The following is a 19602-nucleotide window of genomic DNA, read 5'->3' on the forward strand; positions in this document are numbered from 1 at the left end:
GGACCTACGGCATGCGCTCGTAGGCGGGCAGGGTGAGGAAGTCGACGTAGTCGTCGGCGAGCGCGACCTCGGTGAAGAGCTCGCTGGCCTGCTGGTACAGGCCCTCGTCGAAGGCGTCGCCGAGGGCGGCGCGGATGGCGGTCAGCTCCTCGTCGATGATCTGCTTGATCAGCTCGGCCGTGACCTTCTCGCCGCCGTCGAGCGTGACGTCGTTGTGCAGCCACTGCCAGATCTGGGAACGCGAGATCTCGGCGGTGGCGGCGTCCTCCATGAGGTTGTGGATGGCCACCGCGCCGTTGCCGCCCATCCACGTCGCCAGGTACTGCAGGGCGACGTTGATGTTGCCGCGCAGGCCGGCGAGGGTGACGCCGCCCTCGGTCTTGTCGACGGCGAGCAGGTCGGCGGCGGAGACCTCGACCTCCGGGCGCTGCTTGTCGATCTGGTTCGGGCGCTCGCCCAGGACGCCGTCGAAGATCTCCTTGGCGACCGGGACCAGGTCGGGGTGGGCGACCCAGGAGCCGTCGAAGCCGTCGCCGGACTCGCGGGACTTGTCGTCGCGGACCTTGGCGAAGGCCGTCTTGTTGACCTCGGCGTCCTTGCGGGAGGGGATGAAGGCGGCCATGCCGCCGATGGCGTGCGCACCGCGCTTGTGGCAGGTCTTGACCAGCAGCTCGGTGTAGGCGCGCATGAACGGCGCGGTCATGGTGACGGCGTTGCGCTCGGGCAGCAGGAAGCTGCGCCCGCGGGTGCGGTGGGTCTTGATGATGCTGAAGAGGTAGTCCCAGCGGCCCGCGTTGAGACCGGCGGAGTGCTCACGCAGCTCGTAGAGGATCTCCTCCATCTCGAACGCCGCCGGGATGGTCTCGATCAGGCAGGTGGCGCGGATGGTGCCGCGGGGGATGCCCAGCCGCTCCTGGGCCAGGACGAAGATGTCGTTCCACAGGCGGGCCTCGAGGTGGCTCTCCATCTTGGGCAGGTAGAAGTACGGTCCCTTGCCCTTGTCGAGCTGGCGCTGGGCGCAGTGGAAGAAGTAGAGCGCGAAGTCGACGATCCCGCCGCTGGTCCGCTGGCCGTCGACGAGGATGTGCTTCTCGTCCAGGTGCCAGCCGCGCGGGCGCACGACGATGGAGGCGAGCTCGGCGTCGTCCTTGAGGGCGTAGGTCTTGCCCTGGGGCGAGGTGAAGTCGATGGCGCGGTCCAGCGCGTCGCGCAGGTTGAGCTGCCCGCCGATCATGTTCTCCCACAGCGGGGTGTTGGCGTCCTCGAAGTCGGCCAGCCACACCTTCGCGCCGGAGTTGAGCGCGTTGATGGTCATCTTGCGGTCCGTGGGACCGGTGATCTCGACGCGGCGGTCGGTGATGCCCGGGGCGGGGTCGGCGACCTTCCAGCTGTCGTCCTCGCGGATGTGCCTGGTCTCGGGGAGGAAGTCGAGGTCGGCCCCGGCCGAGATCTGTTCCTGGCGGGTCCGGCGCGCGGAGAGCAGCTCCTGGCGGCGCGCCTCGAAGGTGCGGTGGAGCTCGGCGACGAGGGCGAGGGCCTCCTCGGTCAGGATCTCGTCGAAGCGGTCGTGGAGAGGGCCGGTGATCTCGACCCCGTGTGTGGCGCCCATGGAAGACCTTCCGCAATACGAAAGTTGATTCTGGTATGTGGAAACGAAGCTACTATCTTGATGTCGAGCGGTCAACGTCACTCGCGGGTCACATGACCAGTTAGTTTCCCGTTATGCGAAGCTTGCGCAAACTTCTCCTGGAAACTTCCGAGGTTCTTGAGCAGACCCCCTCCTTCCGTGCGGTTCCGCTGCCGCACGGCACCGTGGCTCGGGTCACCCCTCCTGCGATAATTGAGGTGCCACAGCGATGGTGAGGTGCGACGATCGACCTCGTACCCATGGTCGCACCGGGAAGATCCGGGGCGCCGGACGCGTTGACCCACCTGGAGGGATATGAATACAGCTGACCACCACGGAACCGCCCAGCCCGGCCGCGAGGCCGGCGGTGAGGACGGGTTCCGTGAGGCGATCACCGCCACTGACGGGATCGACACCACCGGGCCCGCCGCGGACCAGGGGGGTGACGACCCGACCACCTCACCCGACCGGGGCGAGATGGAACTCGCCGAGCGCCACGCGCTCCGGCGCGTCCAGGGACTGTCCACCGAACTCACCGACGTCACCGAGGTCGAGTACCGGAAGCTGCGCCTGGAACGCGTCGTCCTGATCGGAGTGTGGACCAACGGCACGCAGGCCGACGCCGACAACTCACTGACCGAGCTCGCCGCCCTGGCCGAGACCGCGGGTGCCCTCGTCCTGGAGGGCCTGACCCAGCGCCGGTCCAAGCCCGACCCCGCCACCTACGTCGGCAAGGGCAAGGCCGCCGAACTCAGTGAGATCGTCATGGCCACCGGGGCCGACACCGTCATCTGCGACGGTGAACTCACCCCCGGCCAGCTGCGCCAGCTGGAGGACGTCGTCAAGGTCAAGGTGGTCGACCGGACCGCCCTGATCCTGGACATCTTCGCCCAGCACGCGCGCAGCAGCGAGGGCAAGGCCCAGGTCGAACTCGCCCAGCTCAGCTACCTCCTGCCGCGACTGCGCGGCTGGGGTGACTCGCTCTCCCGGCAGGCCGGTGGTTCCGGCGGCGGCGGAGCGGGCGGCGGTGTGGGCCTGCGCGGCCCCGGTGAGACCAAGATCGAGACCGACCGCCGGCGCATCAACGACAAGATGGCCAAGCTGCGGCGCCAGCTCGCGCACATGCGTACCGCGCGCGACGTCAAGCGCGACGTGCGGCGCACGCGCGCCGTGCCTTCGGTGGCGATCGCCGGATACACCAACGCCGGGAAGTCCAGCCTGCTCAACCGCCTGACCGGAGCGGGGGTGCTGGTGGAGAACGCCCTGTTCGCCACCCTGGACCCCACGGTCCGCCAGGCGCGCACGCCGGACGGCCGGGCGTTCACGCTCAGCGACACGGTCGGATTCGTCCGGCACCTGCCGCACCAGCTGGTGGAGGCGTTCCGCTCCACGCTGGAGGAGGTCGCGGACTCGGACCTGATCCTGCACGTCGTCGACGGGTCGCACCCCGACCCCGAGAGCCAGATCCGGGCGGTCCACGAGGTGTTCGCCGACATCGAGGCCACGGACGTGCCCGAACTCGTCGTGGTCAACAAGGTCGACGCCGCCGACCCCGACCTCCTCAAGGTGCTGCGCACGCGCTACCCCGACGTCGTCGAGGTCTCCGCCCGCACCGGGGAGGGGGTGGCGGACCTGGTGGCGGCGCTCGCCGGGGCGCTGCCCGAACTCGCGCACGAGGTGCACGCCCTCGTGCCGTACTCGCGGGGCGACCTCGTGGCCAAGGTGCACGAGGAGGGCCGCATCCTCAGCGAGGAGCACACCGGAGACGGCACCGCGATCCACGCGTTCGTGCCCGAACTGCTGGCCTCACGGCTGGAGGAGTACGTGCTCAGTACCGCCTGAGCAGGTCTGCTCCGACCGGCCGCGGGCCGGGACGCCCGACCGGGTGTCCCGGCCCGTTCGTCGTGGGGTCTCACGTTCGCCGACCGGCGTGACCGGTGCGGATGCGGTGGCGCAAGGGCAGCTCACGGGCAGCTCACGGGTTCCCGGGTGGCGTTCGTCACTCTTGGCATCTGTGAGTGTCGTTCCGGTTCGCTCGCATTCGTCATTCAGCAGAGGTGTACACGGAGTCCGGGAATGGACTACGGTTTTGGAGCACTGGCCGAGAGTGGCCGCTGTCCCCCGACAGCCTCCCCCATCCCACTGCGGCGGCATCGCGGCGGCCCCGGCGGTCGCAGGGCCGGCCCAGTCGGACCGCTGCAGATAATCGAGGAAGCCATGCCGCCCTCCCGTCTCCTTCCCGCGACCCTCGGCGGAGAGCCCTCGGCTCCGACCCCGTCCTCCCGCGCGCCCCGCGCCCCCCGTCCGCGCACGCGGGCCTGAACCGGCGAGGTCGGGACTGACGCCATGACGGTGGTACTGCTCACCAACATCGGTCGGCTGTGGACCGGGAACGAACTGCTGACCAAGGCGGCGCTCCTCATCCACGACGACCGCGTGGCCTGGGTGGGCCCCGCGGCCGAGCTTCCCCAGCGCGTCCCCGGCGTCGTGGACGACCTCACCGACGTCGACGAGGTCATCAACATCGGCGGCGGCCTGATCACCCCGGGCCTGGTCGACGCCCACTGCCACCCGGTGTACGCGGGCGACCGCTACGCCGAGGTCAACATGTGGGCCAAGGGCGCCTCCAGGGGCGACATCTTCGCCGCGGGCGGCGGGGTCTCGACCACGGTGACCATCACGCGTGGGACCGACCCCTGGACCCTGTGCAACGCGGTCCGCGAGCGGCTGCGGCACTGGGTGCTGTCCGGGTGCACGACCCTGGAGGCCAAGACCGGCTACCACCTGACGCGGGACGGCGAGCTCGCCGACGTGCGGTTGCTGCGCTCACTGGAGGAGGAACCGGGCATGCCCCGCCTGCATGTCACGTTCTTCCCGGCACACGGGGTGCCGCCCGAGTTCTTCGGCCGGCCCAGGGAGTACGTGAGCGCCGCCGCGTCCTGGCTCAGCGACGCCGCCCTGGCGGGCGCCGACGGCGTCGACGTGTACTGCGACAACCAGCAGTTCACCACCGAGGACGCGCACATGCTGCTCGGCGTCGGCCAGTCCGTGGGCCTGCGCACCACGCTGCACGCGTGTTCGCGCCCGCGGCACGGTGCCGTGCGCATGGCCGCGGAGCTGGGGTGCTCGTCGGTGGACCTGCTCCACGAGACCGACGAGCAGGACATCCTCGCGCTGGCCGCCACGCGCACGCCCGTGGTGGCCTGCCCCACCACCTCGCTGCACGAACGGCGCATGCCGCCCGTGCGCGCCCTGCTCGACCACGGTGTGCCCGTGGGGCTGGGCACCGACCACAACCCGGGCCAGTCGGGCGCGATGTCGATGCCGCTGGTGATCTCGCTCGCCGTGTCGATGTTCGAGATGACGGTGCAGGAGGCGCTCAGCGCCGCGACCGTGGGCGGTGCGCGCGCCCTCGGGCTCAACGACCGCGGCCTGTTGGTGCCGGGCAGCCTGGCCGACCTGGTCCAGTGGGACGCCGACCACGAGGGCGCCTTCGCCTGGTCCATGGGGCTGAACACCCTGCGCGTGTGGCAGGGCGGCCAGACCATCCGCTGAGGCGCGGGCGGAACCGGGGCGGACGGTGCCCGTCGGGCGGTCAGCGGGTCCCGCGGGCCCGGGCGATCTCGATGACGGCGCGCTCCAGCGCGTACGCGGGATCGCGTCCGGCGCCCTTGATGAGGGCGTCGGTCTCGGCCACCACGCTCATCGCGCGGGTGATCCCGGCCGAGCTCCAGCCGCGCGCCTGCTGGCGCAGTGTGCGCATCTTCCACGGCGGGACCTTGGCGCGCTTGGCCAGGTCCGCCTCGCTCGTGCCGCGCGGCGGCTGCGCGGCCACGGCGATGCCGCGCACGGCGCCCGCCAGCGCGCTGTTGATCAGGACGGGCGCGGTACCCACCGACAGGGACCAGCGCAGCTGCTCCAGGGCTTCGGGCAGCCGACCCTCGACCGCGCGGTCGGCGACGGTGAAGCCGGAGGCCTCGGCCCTGCCCGAGTGGTAGCGCGCGACCGCGGCGGCGTCGACCCTTCCCTCGGTGTCGGCGATCAGCTGGGTGCAGGCGGCGGCGATCTCCCGCAGGTCGGTGCCGACCGCGTCCAGCAGGGCCTGAGCTGCGTCGGGGGCGATCGTGCGGCCGACGGAGGCGAACTCGCCCTTGACGAAGGCGACGCGCTCGGGGCCCTTGCTCGGACCCTTGCAGTCCATGCGCTGGGCGCCCGCCTTGGTCGCGGCCTGGAGCAGCGCCTTGCCCTTGGCGCCGCCCGCGTGGGTGAGCACGAGGTAGACGTCGTCCGCCGGGGCCTTGAGGTAGTCGGTGACCGTCGCGGACAGGTCCTTGGTGAGGTCCTGCGCGGAGCGGAGGACGACCACCCGGCGGTCACCGAACAGCGACGGCGAGGTGACTTCGACCAGGGTGTGCACGCCGACCTGGGCGGGGGTCAGGTCGTGCACGTCCACGCCGGGGTCGGCCTCCCGGGCCGCCGCGACGACGGCGGCGACGGCCCGGTCGACGAGCAGTTCCTCGTCGCCGACGATGAGGGTGATCAGGGCGGGTGCAGGCATACACCGAGCATGCCACGGTCCGGGGACCGTTCGACCGCGCTGCGCGGGCGTTCGGGGAGGTTCGCTCCGCACGGCCCGTCCCGCAGACGGACGAGAAGCGGTCTGGACGCGCAGGTGAGAGCCGATGCCCAGATGTGGTGCCCGAGTTACACCCCGGTAACTGTGTGTCCTGTGGGATGTTCTGTTACAGTGCATCGCGAAATCGGCACATAGAGCGACGTATGCGTGCGTACGCGCCCCACAGCCTCCCCGACATGTGCTCCCGGGAACCGCTCACCAGCGGATCTCGGGGCCGGAAAAGGCCAGGCAGCGTTGAGAGAACTCGCATTCTCGATTCTGTCGGACAGCCTCCGCACCCCCTCCCCTCACCCCCGGACGGTAGGCCCGGGCGGGACAGGCGACCCCAGCGGACCGACGTCCTACAGCCAGAGACCGCACCCCGGACGACGGGTCCGGACCGTCTCCACCCCATCGGAGTGAGCTCGCCGGGAGCCGTGGCGGTCCCCGGACCGCCGGCTCCGCCAGAGCCCGAGGCATGAACCCGGCAGCGAAGACCCGCAGCCCGACCGGTCCCCCGGCGGCCCGTCCAGGGGCGAACGCCCGTGTCCGGACCTCCGTGCCCGTTCCCCCACCGGGCTCCGGCGCTTCCCTCCGGTGCGTCCCCGCTACCCGAACACCTGGAACCGCCCTTGTCTCCCCGCCGCATCACCGAAGTCCCACTGCCCGACGAGTCGGTCATCGAGGCGGTCCGCGCGTCGTGCGCGAAGCTGCCCGCAGGATCGACCCGGCTCGCGGAGCGCTTCTACGAGAACCTCTTCGCCATGGCACCCGGCGTCCGGGCCATGTTCCCCGACGATCTGCGCCCGCAGCACAAGCGCATGGCCTCGGCGCTGCTGGAGGTCGTCCAGCACCTGGACTCCCCGGACGACGTGGCCGTCTACCTGCAGGACCTGGGCGCGCAGCACCACAGGGAGCTGCACGTCAAGCCCGAGCACTACCCCTTCGTCGGCCGGTCCCTGGTCCGCGCGGTCAGCGAGATCTCCCCGACCTGGTCGTCCTCCATGAGCTCGGCGTGGGTACTGGTCTACGAATGGATCACCGCCAACATGCTCGCCGGAGCGGAACGGGCCGCCGGGCAGGCGGACCCCGAGCGCTCGCCCGGTGCTCCACCGCCCTCGGCGGAGTCCGCTCCCTCCGGTCCGCCCGCCTCCGGGGGCGGCCCAGCTCCCGTCCCCTCACACGGGTCCGCGTACGGGGCTCCGCCTCCGTCGGTCCCTGCCCCCGCACCCGCGTACGGGGCTCCGCCGTCGGTCCCCGCCCCAGCGCAGGGGAACCCGCAGGCGCCCCCGCCCAGGCACGCCTACACCGTCCCGGGCCGCGACCGGGCCTACCGTCCGTCGCGCTGACCGGTCGGCCGACACCCCCGTCCCGCCCCACGCCCCGTCGAAAGTTCGTGCAGAATGAGTGAGACCGACCAGAACCGCGCACCGGGCACCACGGGCGAGCGCCATGTCCAGGCCGTGACGGGGACGGCCGCACGCGCCGACCGGTTCTACCAGGACCAGATGCTGGACCGCCTCAACCCCCGGATGCGCGAGTTCATCGCCCGGCAGGAGATGCTGTTCATCGCCACGTCGGACGGCAGGGGCGAGTGCGACTCCAGCTTCCGGGCCGGGCCGCCCGGCTTCGTCCACGTCGTCGACGACCAGACCCTGGTCTACCCCGAGTACCGCGGCAACGGGGTGTTCGCCAGCGCGGGGAACATCATGGAGAACCCGCACATCGGGCTGATGTTCCTCGACTTCGAGCGCGACCGCATCGGCCTGCACGTCAACGGCCGGGCCAAGCTCGTGGAGGACGACCACCTGCGGTCCCGCATCCGTGGGCTGCCCCTGCCGGAGGTGCCCGGGCAGCGGGCGATGATGTGGACCATGATCCACGTCGAAGAGGCCTACATCCACTGCCGCAAGCACATCCCCCGCCTGCGCAAGGTCGGCCACGACGAGGACTGGGGGACCGACGACACGCAGCGCAAGGGCGGCGACTTCTTCGCCGCCAAGGACACCCCGTCGCCGTGGAGCGCCCCGCACGACCTCCTCTCCGGCTAGGGCGCGCCCGCGCCGACGCCGGCGGCTGGTTCACGGCGTCGGCCCGGGACCGCGCGTGACCACCAGGGGGATACCGGACCCCGTCCCGTCGAGCACGGCCACGTCCCCGTCACGGTCGGTGCGCAGGTTCACCCGGGCCGATCGCTCCAGCCGGTTCCAGGTCGAGGCGGCAGGATGGCCGTAGGGGTTGTCGGCGCCCACGGAGGTCACCGCGACCACGGGAGCGGTGGCGTCCAGGAACGCGGAATCCTGCGTCGCGGCGCCGTGGTGCGGCGTCGTGAGGACGGTCACCGCCAGCAGCCCGGCGTCCGGCCCGCCGACCAGGAGTTTCTGCGCCTCCTCCTCGACGTCGCCGGTGAGCAGGACCGACAGTGCCGGTCCGTCCGCGCGGGCCACCACCGAGGCGTTGTTCAACGTCCCGGCGTACCCCGCCTCGGGCCACAGCACCCGCAGCAGCCACGGGCCCACCCGCAGCGACTGGCCCCGCTCGGCGGCCAACAGGTCGATCCCCTCCTCCTTCAGGAGTCGGCCGGTCGGGGAGTCCGCGAACCCCTCGGGCGCCAGCGCCGTGTGCACCCGGCGCTGGCGCAGCACGCCCGGTGCGCCGTCGACGTGGTCGGCGTGGTCGTGGCTGAGCACCAGCAGGGGGACGTCGCGCACCCCCAACCGGTCCAGGCAGTCGTCGATCAGTTCGGGTTCCTCCCCGGTGTCGGCCACCACCGCGGTGCCCGGCCCCACCGACAGGACGAAGGCGTCGCCCTGTCCGACATCGCACGCCACCAGCGCCCACCCCGGCGGGGGCCATCCGCCGGGCAGGCAGCGGGCGGCCAGACCCAGCACGACCACGGCCGCCGCACCCGCCGCGACCGCGCGTCTGACCCGCCCGCGCGTGAGCAGCAGGACCACGAACAGCCCGGCCAGGAGCAGACCGCCGGCCACGTCCGACCGCCACGGCAGCGCTCCGAAGGGGACCCTGGCCCCCACCTCGGCCACGGACGCGATCCACGCCGCTCCCCAACCGGGCGGATACACCGCCACCGCCGCTCCGGCACCCCAGACCACGCCGAGCACCGCCACCACGGCCCCGCAGACGGTGACCAGGGCGACCACCGGCGCCGCGAGCACGTTGGCCGGGACGGTCACCCACGAGACCTCGCCCGACAACAGCACGAGCACCGGGGCGACCGCCACGTGCGCCGCCGCCGCGACCGCGCACGCCTCGGCCAGTGGCAGCGGCAGCCGACGCGACCACGACCTCGTCCAGGGCGGCGCCAACAGCACGATGCCCGCCGTGGCCAGGACCGACAGCGCGAAACCGTAGGAGTCGGCCAGCCCGGGCGACACGAACAGCACACCGACCACGGTGACGTTCAGCGCGCCCAGCGCCGCGTGCGGCCGCCCCGCGGCCAGCGCCAGCAGCCCCAACGAGCCCATCACCGCCGCCCGCACCACACTCGGTTCGGGTCGGCAGACCAGCACGAACACCCAGATCATCACCGCGCCGCCCAGGACCGACGCCCACGGGGGAGCCCGTACCAGCCGGGCCACCGCCAGCACGAACCCGGTCAGCACGGCGAGGTTGGCGCCGGACACGGTCAACAGGTGCGTCATCCCGGTCGCCCGGAAGTCCTCGGCGGTCTGCGGCCGCAGCTCGGACGCGTCACCGACGATCAGCGCGGGCAGGAGGCCGCGTTCGGGCTGGTCCAGCTCACCGGCGGCCCGGCGCAGCCCGGCGCGCACGTCGCCCGCGAGCGCCTGGGCCCGGCTCGGCTCCGCCACGTGCTCAGGGGGACCGCGCACGAGCACGAGCGCGGCCGTCAGGGGATCGTCGGGGGCCGCGACGAAACGGCCGCCGACCCGGAACTCCTGCCCGGGCAGGAGCCCGTCCCAGCCCTCACCGGAGGCCAGGACGACCACCGGTGCCCGCGCGCCCCGTTCTGGGTCGGCGCCGTCCACCCACGAGGTGCGCGCCTGGATCACCCACTCCGCACGCCCGGGCCGCGGTGTCCCCGACCGCGCCCGCGGATCCGCGGTGACGATTCCCGTGAACTCCACCGCGCGCCCGTGCCCGACCGCCTCGGCGGCGGCGCTGGACACCACCCGGTGCACGTGGGCGCCGGTCACCGCCGCCACGGTCCCGGCACAGGTCAGCACGGCCGCGGCGGTCAGGACGAGGGCCTCCCAGGGCGGCCGGGCAGCGACGTAGGCGCCGATCGCCGCGCAGCCCGCGGCCGCGGCGAACGACCACGACACCCACGGGGGCACCGCCAGCGCGGCCAGCGCCGTCAGCCACGCCGACACCGCCGGTGCCAGCAGGCGCAGGTCCGGCGGCCGGTCCCAGCCGTCGGCGTCCGTGCCGAGCCACGTCGTCACCGGACGCTCACCCCACCGTGACCAGGGGTGCGATGTCCGCCAGGACCGCGTCGCCGATCTTGCTCACGTCGACCAGGTCCTCGACCTGGACGAAGGGGCCGTGTTCCTCCCGGTGGGCGATGATGTTGGCCGCGATGACCTCGCCGATCCCGGGGAGGGTCTCCAGCGTCGCGGCGTCGGCCCGGTTGACGTTCACCAGTGACCCGCCCGCCGTACCGGCCGCGGTGCCCTCGGGGTCGGGCGGGCCCACGACGATCTGCTCGCCGTCCGTGAGCGGGCGCGCCAGGTTGAGCCGGTCGAGATCGGTGTCCGGGAGCGGGCCGCCCGCCGCGTCGACGGCGTCGGAGACCCGCGCTCCGGGGGCCAGCGTGTACAGCCCGGGGTCGGCCACGTCACCGCTCACGTGGACGACCACGTCCCCGCCCGGAGCAGCGCTCGTCCGCGGTGCGGGGCCGGCCGCCGCCTGCACGGCCGTGTTCGGCTCGACGGTCTGCGGCCGGTCCCGCAGCGCCATCAGCGTCGCGCCCACGGCGAGGAACCCGAGGACCGTCAGAGCCAGCACCGCCCGCCGCGACAGCGCCGCCTGGGCGGTCCACCGCCGCGTCCAGCGCTCCAGGAGGGACTCGGCGGGATCGAACTCGGTGTATCCCGACGGAGGCCTTCCCTCCCCGCCGCCGAGACCCGGCCCCACACCGCGCGCCCGCGGCGGCCCGCCCTCCCGGGCCCGCCGCTGCGCCCGGGTACTTCCCTCCCGCCCGGCGTCGGCGCTACCGGGCGCCCCGGCACGGTACTCCGGCCCGGGCGGGGCCTCGGCGCCCGGTCGGGCGCCGTGTCCGTGCTGAGTACCGTGCGCCGGTCCGATGACGGGATCCGCCGGCCGGGCGTGAGGGCCCGGGGAAGCGCGCGTCGGCCGGAGAGGCCGGTCCCGCGGTGCCTCCTGCTCCCGGGCGGGGGAGGGGCCCCGCCACACGCGGGCGGGGCGGTGGCCCCCGGCCCCGGTGGGGCCGGGCCGGACGGCCCGTGGTTCGGCGTGGCTGCGGCCGCGGGCCGGGCGGAGGCGTTCGGTGGGGACGGCGTCCGGGTCGGCTTCCACCGGGGGGACCAGGCGGGTGCGCTGGACGGTGGTGTCCAGCGCGGCCTCGTCCGCGGCGTCCACGGGCGGGCCGTAGGGCGCGTCGGCCGTGTCGAGCGCGTACGGCGCGCGGGGGATCGGCGGCGGCCCCGTCCCGGGCCCGGCCTCGCTCGGGCGGGGGATCCGGGCGTGCAGGCGCTGTACGGCGGGGGAGGCCGCCGGTCCGAGCGCACGGAGCCGGTCCTGGGGTGCGGGAGTGTGCGGGCGCCGACGGCGGTGAAGGGTCATGAACGCAACGGTAAGGAAGCCTCAACCCTGTGTCATCAGGCGATCTCCCGCTGTGGATAACTCCGCCCGCACATGAGAGGACCCGGCCCGGTGTCACCACCGTGCCGGGTCCGTCGAGCCTGGATCAGGCGGCGGGCTGCAGGTCCCGCAGGCGCTTGGCGATCGCGGACTTGCGGTTCGCGGCCTGGTTCTTGTGGATGACGCCCTTGCTGTGCGCCTTGTCCAGCAGTCGCGCGGCGTCGCGCTGAGCGACGGTGGCCTTCTCGACGTCCCCGGCCTCGGCAGCCTCACGGAACTTGCGGATGGCCGTCTTCAGCTGCGAGCGCACCGCCTGGTTGCGGACACGAGCCTTCTCGTTCTGCTTGATGCGCTTCTTCTGCGACTTGATGTTCGCCATGCGAAAACGTGCTCCAGTTGATCAGATCTGCGCGTCGGTCGATCAGGCGGCTCATCTCACGGGCAGCCGTTCCGCGAGAGGCCGGCGTGGGCGCCGACGCTGGGTGTGAGAGACCACGGGATACCGTGGAAGTCCGAGACACGGACTTCCAGTATGCCCCACCCCGGCACCACTTCGCGCATCCCGTGTCAGAGCCAGCCGGCGCGGTAGGCCGCGAGGTCGACCGCGTCCGCCTCGTCGGCCAGGTAGAACGCCACTCCCAGTGTCATCGACTCCGGGGGCTCCGCGCCGGTCATACCCAGACGCACCCCCGCCAGGGCCGTCTCCGGCGACTCGTGCTCCCCGCCTTCGCCCCACGCCCGACTGTCATAGGTGGGCAGTCCGAACCGCAGGGTCACCTCGTCGCGCGTGCTCAGCGCCGCCACGGCCTCGTGCACCTGACGGACCATGAAGCCGCCGTACATCGCCTCGGTCGGCATGCCCGCGTCCACACCCGGCAGGACGACCTCGTCCGCCTCCTCGGTCACCCGGTCCAGGTACCCCTTCGACCAGTACTTCTCCTCGCGCCGGACCACGAACGACGGCATGCGGCCGCCCGGCAGCAGCTCCACGTGCTGGGCCCGCACCGACAGCACCGGATCCCCGCCCAGCTCCTCGCGGACCATCGACACCAGCTCCGGCATCGACGGGTCGTTGACGGTCACCGGCCGCACTTCCAGGTGCACGCCCGCGAACCCGTCACCCGCCACCTCCGCGGCCTGGGACGCCAGCGTTTCCCGCGCGTCGGCCCCGAACCGGTCCCGGACCAGTGACGAGCCCGTACGCACGTGCCTCAGCCACGCCAGCGGGCGCACGTCGGGATACTCGTCGGCCAGCCACGACAACAGCTCGCCGGTGCCCTCCACCCGGCTGACGACGCCCGCGTCACCGATGTCCCCCGCGTGGACGTACACCGTGTCGACGCCCCCGGTATCCAGGATCGCGGCCAGGGCGTCGGTGTCCTCCCATGAACCCACCCACGCGGCGTCGGACCCCTGGGACGCCGCCCACGGGGCGGGGTCGCCCGAGTACTGGTAGGCGAGCAGCGCACCCGCCCCCGCCAGCACGACCGCGACCGCGGCCACGCCCGCCAGCACCCGTGTCAACAGCCACTTCACCGGCCCACTCCTTCCACGGCCGCCAACCCCGCACGATGTGCGCCGCGACGGCCCCTTCCCGGTCCCAGGTCGCATAATCTGGGCACGGGACCGGATGTCCGCGGACCGTTCCCGGTGATCCACCGGTAGCGGCGAAGGCCGTGGGGGACCGGTCCCGGTCCCGCGTCCGTGCCCATACTGCCGCACGGGCGGCGGCGGTCCCCCCGGAGAGGGCACCCCGCCGTCGTGGGATGATGGACGATGCCGTAGGCCCTGACCACGGCGGGACGGCGCGGATCTCGCGCGCGGCCCCGAACCCAACTTGTGAACGGAGCACGGTGGCACAGCCGAACTGGACCGATCCCGCGCTGATCCGCAACTTCTGCATCATCGCGCACATCGACCATGGCAAGTCGACGCTGGCCGACCGGATGCTCCAGATCACCGGGGTCGTCGAGGACCGACAGATGCGCGCCCAGTACCTGGACCGCATGGACATCGAGCGCGAGCGCGGCATCACCATCAAGTCGCAGGCGGTGCGCATCCCCTTCACCGCGATCGACGACAAGACCTACACGCTCAACCTCATCGACACCCCCGGCCACGTGGACTTCACCTACGAGGTGTCGCGTTCCCTGGCCGCCTGTGAGGGCGCGATCCTGCTGGTGGACGCCGCGCAGGGCATCGAGGCGCAGACCCTCGCCAACCTGTACATGGCGCTGGACAACGACCTCACGATCATCCCGGTGCTCAACAAGATCGACCTCCCGGCCGCCCAGCCGGAGAAGTACGCCGAGGAGCTCGCCGGGATCATCGGCTGTGAGCCCTCCGACGTGCTCAAGGTCAGCGCCAAGACCGGCGAGGGCGTCGAGGACCTGCTGAACGAGATCGTCACACAGATGACGCCGCCCGTCGGCGACGCCGACGCGCCCGCCCGCGCGATGATCTTCGACTCGGTCTACGACACCTACCGCGGCGTCGTCACCTACGTCCGCGTCATCGACGGCAAGCTCAGCCCGCGCGAGCGCATCCAGATGATGTCCACCAGGGCCTCCCACGAGATCCTGGAGATCGGCGTCAGCTCGCCCGAGCCCACCAAGTGCGGCGGCCTGGGCGTCGGCGAGGTCGGCTACATCATCACCGGCGTCAAGGACGTGCGCCAGTCCAAGGTCGGTGACACCATCACCGCCCTGAACCGGCCGGCCAGCGACATGCTGGAGGGCTACCAGGAGCCCAAGCCCATGGTGTTCTCGGGCCTGTACCCGATCGAGGGCACCGACTACCCGGTCCTGCGCGACGCGCTGGAGAAGCTCCAGCTCAACGACGCCTCGCTGGTGTTCGAGCCGGAGACCTCCGCCGCACTGGGCTTCGGCTTCCGCTGCGGCTTCCTCGGCCTGCTGCACCTGGAGATCACCCGGGCCCGCCTGGAGCGCGAGTTCAACCTCGACCTCATCTCCACCGCGCCCAACGTGATCTACCGGGTGGACATGGAGGACGGCACCGAGCACGTGGTGACCAACCCCAGCGAGTTCCCCGCCGGGAAGATCGCGGCCATCTACGAGCCGGTGGTCAAGGCCACGGTGCTCAGCCCTTCGGAGTTCATCGGCCAGATCATGGAGCTGTGCCAGGACCGGCGCGGCGAACTGCACGGCATGGACTACCTGTCCGAGGACAGGGTGGAGATGCGCTACACGCTGCCCATGGCCGAGATCGTCTTCGACTTCTTCGACCACCTCAAGTCCCGGACCAAGGGCTACGCCTCCCTGGACTACGAGCCCAAGGGCGAGGTGGCGGCGGACCTGGTCAAGGTGGACATCCTGCTGCAGGGCGAGCCGGTCGACGCCTTCTCGGCGATCGTGCACAAGGAGAAGTCCTACGCCTACGGCGTGGCGATGACCAAGAAGCTGCGCGAGCTCATCCCCCGCCAGCAGTTCGAGGTCCCCGTCCAGGCCGCCATCGGCGCCCGGGTCATCGCCCGTGAGAACATCCGCGCCATCCGCAAGGACGTGCTCGCCAAGTGCTACGGCGGCGACATCAGCCGTAAGCGCAAGCTGCTGGAGCGGCAGAAGGAGGGCAAGAAGCGGATGAAGATGGTCGGCCGGGTCGAGGTGCCCCAGGAGGCCTTCATCTCCGCGCTGTCGACCGACAGCGGCGGCGAGGACAAGAAGAAGAAGTAGTGGTTCGGGACGCCTGACCTCCAGGCTGCGCCGGACGAAACGACAGAGGCCGTGCCCCTCGGGGCACGGCCTCTGTCATGTGCGGTGGGCGGTCAGCCCTTGACGGCTCCGGAGGTCAGCCCCTCGGTGATGAAGCGCTGCAGGAACCAGAACACGATCAGGGTGGGCAGTGACAGCATGATCGCGCCGACCGAGAACATCCCGAAGTTCGCGTTACGGGACGAGGCGACCACCTGGTACAGGCCCAGCCCCAGGGTCTTGGCCTCGGTGTCGCGCAGGAACACGCTCGCCAGCAGGAACTCGTTGATGGTCGAGATGAACACCAGCAGGCCCACGATCGCCAGCACCGGGGTGACCAGCGGCAGCATGATCCGGAAGAAGACCTGGGCGTGTGTGGCCCCGTCCATCTGCGCCGACTCGTCCAGTTCCTTGGGCACGGTGTCGAAGAAGCCCTTCATCAACCACGTGTTGATGCTGAGCGCGCCGCCCAGGTACACCAGCAGCAGGCCCCAGCGCGTGTCGAAGCCGATCGCCGGGTAGTACTCGCTGATGGAGGTGAACATCAGATAGAGCGCGACGATCGCCAGGAACTGCGGGAACATCTGGATGACCAGCAGCCCGATCAGCCCCACCTTGCGGCCCGTGAACCGCATCCGGCTGAACGCGTAGGCGGCCAGCGCGGACAGCAGCACCGTCACCGCCGCGTTCGTGAGCGCGAAGAACAGCGAGTTGGCGTACCAGGTCGTGAACGGCGTGTTCGCGAACAGGTCCCGGGCGTTGTCCAGGCTGGCCCCCGTGGGCCACAGCTGTGAGCTGCTCAGCGTGCCGAGCGGGTTGAGCGCGGCCGAGACCACGAACATCACCGGGAAGAGCGCGAAGGCCGCGACCACCCACATGACCACGTGGCGCCAGCCCAGGCGGGTGGCCCACAGACCGAACCGGGTGCCCGCGCCGCGCCGGTAGCGCCTCTGCGTCGTCCGCACGGTGTCGACCGACATCAGGCCACCTCCTTGAGTGCCTTGCTCCGCCACAGGCTGGTCACCGAGATCACCGAGACGATCAGGAAGATCATCACCGACAGCGCCGCGGCGTAGCCGTACTGCGCGGTGGCCTCGTTGAAGGCCAGCCGGTAGGTGTAGGTGATCAACAGGTCGGTGGCACCGGCCGTGGAGTTGTCGGAGAACAGCGGTCCGCCCCTGGTCAGCAGCCATACCGCGTTGAAGTTGTTGAAGTTGAAGGCGAACGTGGCGACCAGGATCGGCGTCATCGCCACCATCAGCAGCGGCAGCGTGACGTGCCGGAAGGACTGCCAGGGGTTGGCGCCGTCGATCTGCGCGGCGTGTCCGAGCTCACGCGGGATCGCCTGCAGCGCCCCCGTGGCCACGAGGAACATGTACGGGTACCCCAGCCAGACGTTGGCGAGGATGACCGCGACCCGCGCGCCCCACACCGAGCCGAACCAGTCGATCCGCAGACCGAGAATCTGGTTGATGACACCGAAGTCGGTGTTGAACATGTCCCGCCAGAGCAGGTACATGGCCAGGGAGCTCATCGCGTACGGCAGGACCACCAGAACCCGGTAGAACACCTTGCCGCGCATCCTCGGCACGTGCAGCGTCAGGGCCACGGCGAGACCGACGACGAACACCAGGCCGGTCACCGCCACGGCGAAGACGATGTTCCACAGCAGGATGCTGAAGAACGACGCCGCGAACGTCGGGTCGAGCAGGAAGCGCGCGAAGTTGTCGGCGCCCACGTTGACCTGCCACCCCTGGGGGAGGCGCTGGCCCTCGTCGTTGTAGAAGGCGCCGCGCTCGTCGTCGGCCGTGTACACCTCGCCGGTCTCGGTGTCGGTCACGCAGTCGCACGACTCGTCGTAGACCCGCAGTGCCCTGCCCTCGTAGGCGGTGGACAGGCCGCTGGAGCGGATACCCGCGCCACTGCCCGTGGGCACGGCGAACTCCGCCAGCTCGCCGCTGCGCTCGTTGACCTCGGCCGGCGTGAGGATGGTGTAGCCGAACGCCTCGGTGACCTTCCCCGAGTCCTCGACGGTGGCGCCGCTGAGCTCACTGAGCCCGTCCGCGTCACCGACGTAGGCGCCGCCCTCGTCGTCGGTGAGGAGGAAGGCCAGCTCACCGGTCTCCGGGTCGCCGACCGTGGCGATCGTGAGGTCGTACTCCTGCGAGTCCGCGGTCCGGGTCACGGACAGGGACTCCACGGCGGAGATGGCCTGCTCCTTGCTTCCCCGGTGACCGTCGCTCATGTTGGTCACCGAGGTGCTCATGGTGTAGAGCACCGGGAAGATCTGGAACACCATCAGGAACAGCACACCGGGCACGAGGTACTTGGCGGGCACGGTGCGCTTGGACAGGTAGACGTAGTAGACCAGGCCCACCACGGCGACGACGAGCCCGATGCCGAGCCAGTTGCCCCCGAGGTAGAGCGGGAGTACGGCCCACACGCCCAGGGCCGTGAACAGTCCCAGCAGGCCGATCTTGACGATCCGGCCGACCATGGACCCGTCCCGGGCGAAGCGCCCGCCGGGGAGCGGTGGGGCGGGCGCCCCCTCCGGGGCGCCCGCGTTGTCGGAATCGGAAGCCGCCACGCCTACTCGCCGATCTGCTCGGAGATGGTCTCGGCGGCGGCCTCCATGGCCTCACGGGGGTCCGCTCCGCCGATGATGTCGGCCTGGGCGACGCCCAGCGGCTGCCAGGTCTCGCCCATCTCCGGGATGGAGGGCATCGGGATACCGTCGGCACCGGCCTCGGCGATCGCGGCGATGTCGGGGTTCTCGGCCGAGACGCTCTCCAGGGCCTCGGTCTGGACGGGCGTGCGGGGGTCGATCTCGTACAGGCTGAGGATGAACTCGGTGTCGGTGACGTAGTTGGTCACGAACTCCTCGGCCAGGGCGGAGTTCGCGCTGCCCTCGGTCACGAAGAACGACTGGTAGCCGATGTAGGGGCTGGCGGGGTCGCCGCCCTCGAAGCCGGGGAAGGGGCTGATCTCGTAGTCGACGCCGGCCTCCTGGGCGTCGGCCAGGTTCCACGGGCCGGCGACGAAGAAGGCCGCGTCACCGTCGTAGAACAGGGCCGCGTCGTTCTCCAGGCCGATGGAGCGGCGCAGGACGCCCTCGCCGTCCTCGCCGTACTCCGCGATCTTCTCCATGGCCTCGACCGACTCGTCGGTGCCCACACCCAGGTCGGAGGGGTCCCACGTGCCGGTGTCGTCCTGGCCGAAGAGGTAGCCGCCGCCGGAGGTGAACAGCAGGTTCATCCGGTAGGGGTCGCCCTCCTGGGTGACCGCCATGGACAGGACCTCTTCGACGTCGCCGCCGTCCTTGAGCTCGGTCCCGGTCTCGACGAGTTCCTCGAAGGTCTCGGGGGCGTCAGGGGCCAGCTCGGTGTTGCGCATCAGGAAGAGGTTCTCCTGCGAGTACGGAACGCCGAAGAGCTGTCCGTCGAAGGACATGGCCTCGAGGGAGGTCTCGTCCAGCAGGGCGGCCTGGTCCTGGGGGAGCTCGATGGGCTGCACGGCCCCGTTGCGGACGAGGTTGCCGGTCCAGTCGTGCGCGCCGATGAAGATGTCGGGGGCGTTGCCCGCCTGGTGGGCGTTGAGGACGTCGCCCTGCATGTCCTCGAAGGCCACGGTGTCGACGCTGACGCTGATGCCGTTGGCCTCGGCGAACTCGTCGGCGGCCGCCTCGACGGCGTCGGCGCGCTCGGCGTCGGTCCAGATGGTCAGGCCGCCCTCGGCCGACCCTCCCTCGCTGTCAGTGTCGCCGCCGCCGGTGCAGGCGGTCGCCATCAGGGCGATGGCGGCGATCCCCGTGATCGCCGGTGCGCTGCGGAATCTCATGGTGTCTTCCT

14 protein-coding genes are annotated in these 19602 nt (G+C 71.4%); 5 read left to right on the forward strand and 9 right to left on the reverse strand.

Annotated elements, in window-relative coordinates; translation table 11 throughout:
• Nucleotides 1-4 precede the first annotated feature (4 nt).
• A complete protein-coding gene (gene aceB / locus M1P99_RS19580; protein ID WP_304454053.1) occupies nucleotides 5-1609 on the reverse strand; it encodes a malate synthase A in 1605 nt (534 codons plus the stop codon).
• 333 nt (nucleotides 1610-1942) lie between these two features.
• Here aceB and hflX point away from each other — a divergent pair, with 333 nt between their 5' ends.
• Entirely contained in the window at nucleotides 1943-3469 is a 1527-nt protein-coding gene (hflX, locus tag M1P99_RS19585; RefSeq protein ID WP_304454054.1) for a GTPase HflX, read from the forward strand.
• A 504-nt stretch (nucleotides 3470-3973) separates the two neighbouring features.
• Nucleotides 3974-5182, forward strand: a complete 1209-nt coding sequence (locus tag M1P99_RS19590; RefSeq protein ID WP_304454055.1) for an amidohydrolase family protein — start codon at nucleotides 3974-3976, stop codon at nucleotides 5180-5182.
• A 40-nt stretch (nucleotides 5183-5222) separates the two neighbouring features.
• Here the strand turns inward: M1P99_RS19590 and holA are convergent, their stop codons facing one another.
• Nucleotides 5223-6185, reverse strand: a complete 963-nt coding sequence (gene holA, locus M1P99_RS19595; protein ID WP_304454056.1) for a DNA polymerase III subunit delta — start codon at nucleotides 6183-6185, stop codon at nucleotides 5223-5225.
• 689 nt (nucleotides 6186-6874) lie between these two features.
• Between holA and M1P99_RS19600 the strand changes: the two genes are divergently transcribed.
• Nucleotides 6875-7591 (forward strand): globin domain-containing protein, encoded by a 717-nt coding sequence (locus M1P99_RS19600; protein ID WP_304454057.1) that lies wholly within the window; start codon nucleotides 6875-6877, stop codon nucleotides 7589-7591.
• 54 nt (nucleotides 7592-7645) lie between these two features.
• Nucleotides 7646-8293: a pyridoxamine 5'-phosphate oxidase family protein gene (locus tag M1P99_RS19605; protein WP_304454058.1), complete on the forward strand. Its 648-nt coding sequence runs from the start codon at nucleotides 7646-7648 to the stop codon at nucleotides 8291-8293.
• 30 nt (nucleotides 8294-8323) lie between these two features.
• Here the strand turns inward: M1P99_RS19605 and M1P99_RS19610 are convergent, their stop codons facing one another.
• The 4 genes from M1P99_RS19610 to M1P99_RS19625 form a co-directional block, all read right to left on the reverse strand.
• Nucleotides 8324-10666 (reverse strand): ComEC/Rec2 family competence protein, encoded by a 2343-nt coding sequence (locus M1P99_RS19610; RefSeq protein ID WP_304454059.1) that lies wholly within the window; start codon nucleotides 10664-10666, stop codon nucleotides 8324-8326.
• 7 nt (nucleotides 10667-10673) lie between these two features.
• Nucleotides 10674-12026, reverse strand: coding sequence for a helix-hairpin-helix domain-containing protein (locus M1P99_RS19615; RefSeq protein ID WP_304454060.1), 1353 nt, complete (start codon nucleotides 12024-12026; stop codon nucleotides 10674-10676).
• 124 nt (nucleotides 12027-12150) lie between these two features.
• Complete coding sequence (rpsT, locus tag M1P99_RS19620) at nucleotides 12151-12423, reverse strand: 30S ribosomal protein S20 (RefSeq protein ID WP_304454061.1); 273 nt, start codon at nucleotides 12421-12423, stop codon at nucleotides 12151-12153.
• 188 nt (nucleotides 12424-12611) lie between these two features.
• Nucleotides 12612-13580, reverse strand: coding sequence for a hypothetical protein (locus tag M1P99_RS19625; RefSeq protein WP_304454062.1), 969 nt, complete (start codon nucleotides 13578-13580; stop codon nucleotides 12612-12614).
• A gap of 317 nt (nucleotides 13581-13897) precedes the next feature.
• Between M1P99_RS19625 and lepA the strand changes: the two genes are divergently transcribed.
• Complete coding sequence (gene lepA, locus M1P99_RS19630) at nucleotides 13898-15736, forward strand: translation elongation factor 4 (RefSeq protein ID WP_304454063.1); 1839 nt, start codon at nucleotides 13898-13900, stop codon at nucleotides 15734-15736.
• Nucleotides 15737-15828: 92 nt separating this feature from the next.
• Here the strand turns inward: lepA and M1P99_RS19635 are convergent, their stop codons facing one another.
• The 3 genes from M1P99_RS19635 to M1P99_RS19645 are packed head-to-tail and all read right to left on the reverse strand — an operon-like array spanning nucleotide 15829 to nucleotide 19591.
• The gene (locus tag M1P99_RS19635; RefSeq protein WP_304454064.1) at nucleotides 15829-16734 is read right to left on the reverse strand and encodes a sugar ABC transporter permease; all 906 of its coding nucleotides are present in this window, start codon (nucleotides 16732-16734) and stop codon (nucleotides 15829-15831) included.
• Complete coding sequence (locus tag M1P99_RS19640) at nucleotides 16734-18341, reverse strand: ABC transporter permease subunit (RefSeq protein ID WP_304454065.1); 1608 nt, start codon at nucleotides 18339-18341, stop codon at nucleotides 16734-16736. The genes M1P99_RS19635 and M1P99_RS19640 overlap by 1 nt, the downstream gene beginning before the upstream one ends.
• 2 nt (nucleotides 18342-18343) lie before the next feature.
• Complete coding sequence (locus M1P99_RS19645) at nucleotides 18344-19591, reverse strand: extracellular solute-binding protein (protein WP_304454066.1); 1248 nt, start codon at nucleotides 19589-19591, stop codon at nucleotides 18344-18346.
• Nucleotides 19592-19602: the final 11 nt, after the last annotated feature.

Source organism: Nocardiopsis sp. YSL2, from assembly GCF_030555055.1.
Lineage (GTDB): Bacteria > Actinomycetota > Actinomycetes > Streptosporangiales > Streptosporangiaceae > Nocardiopsis.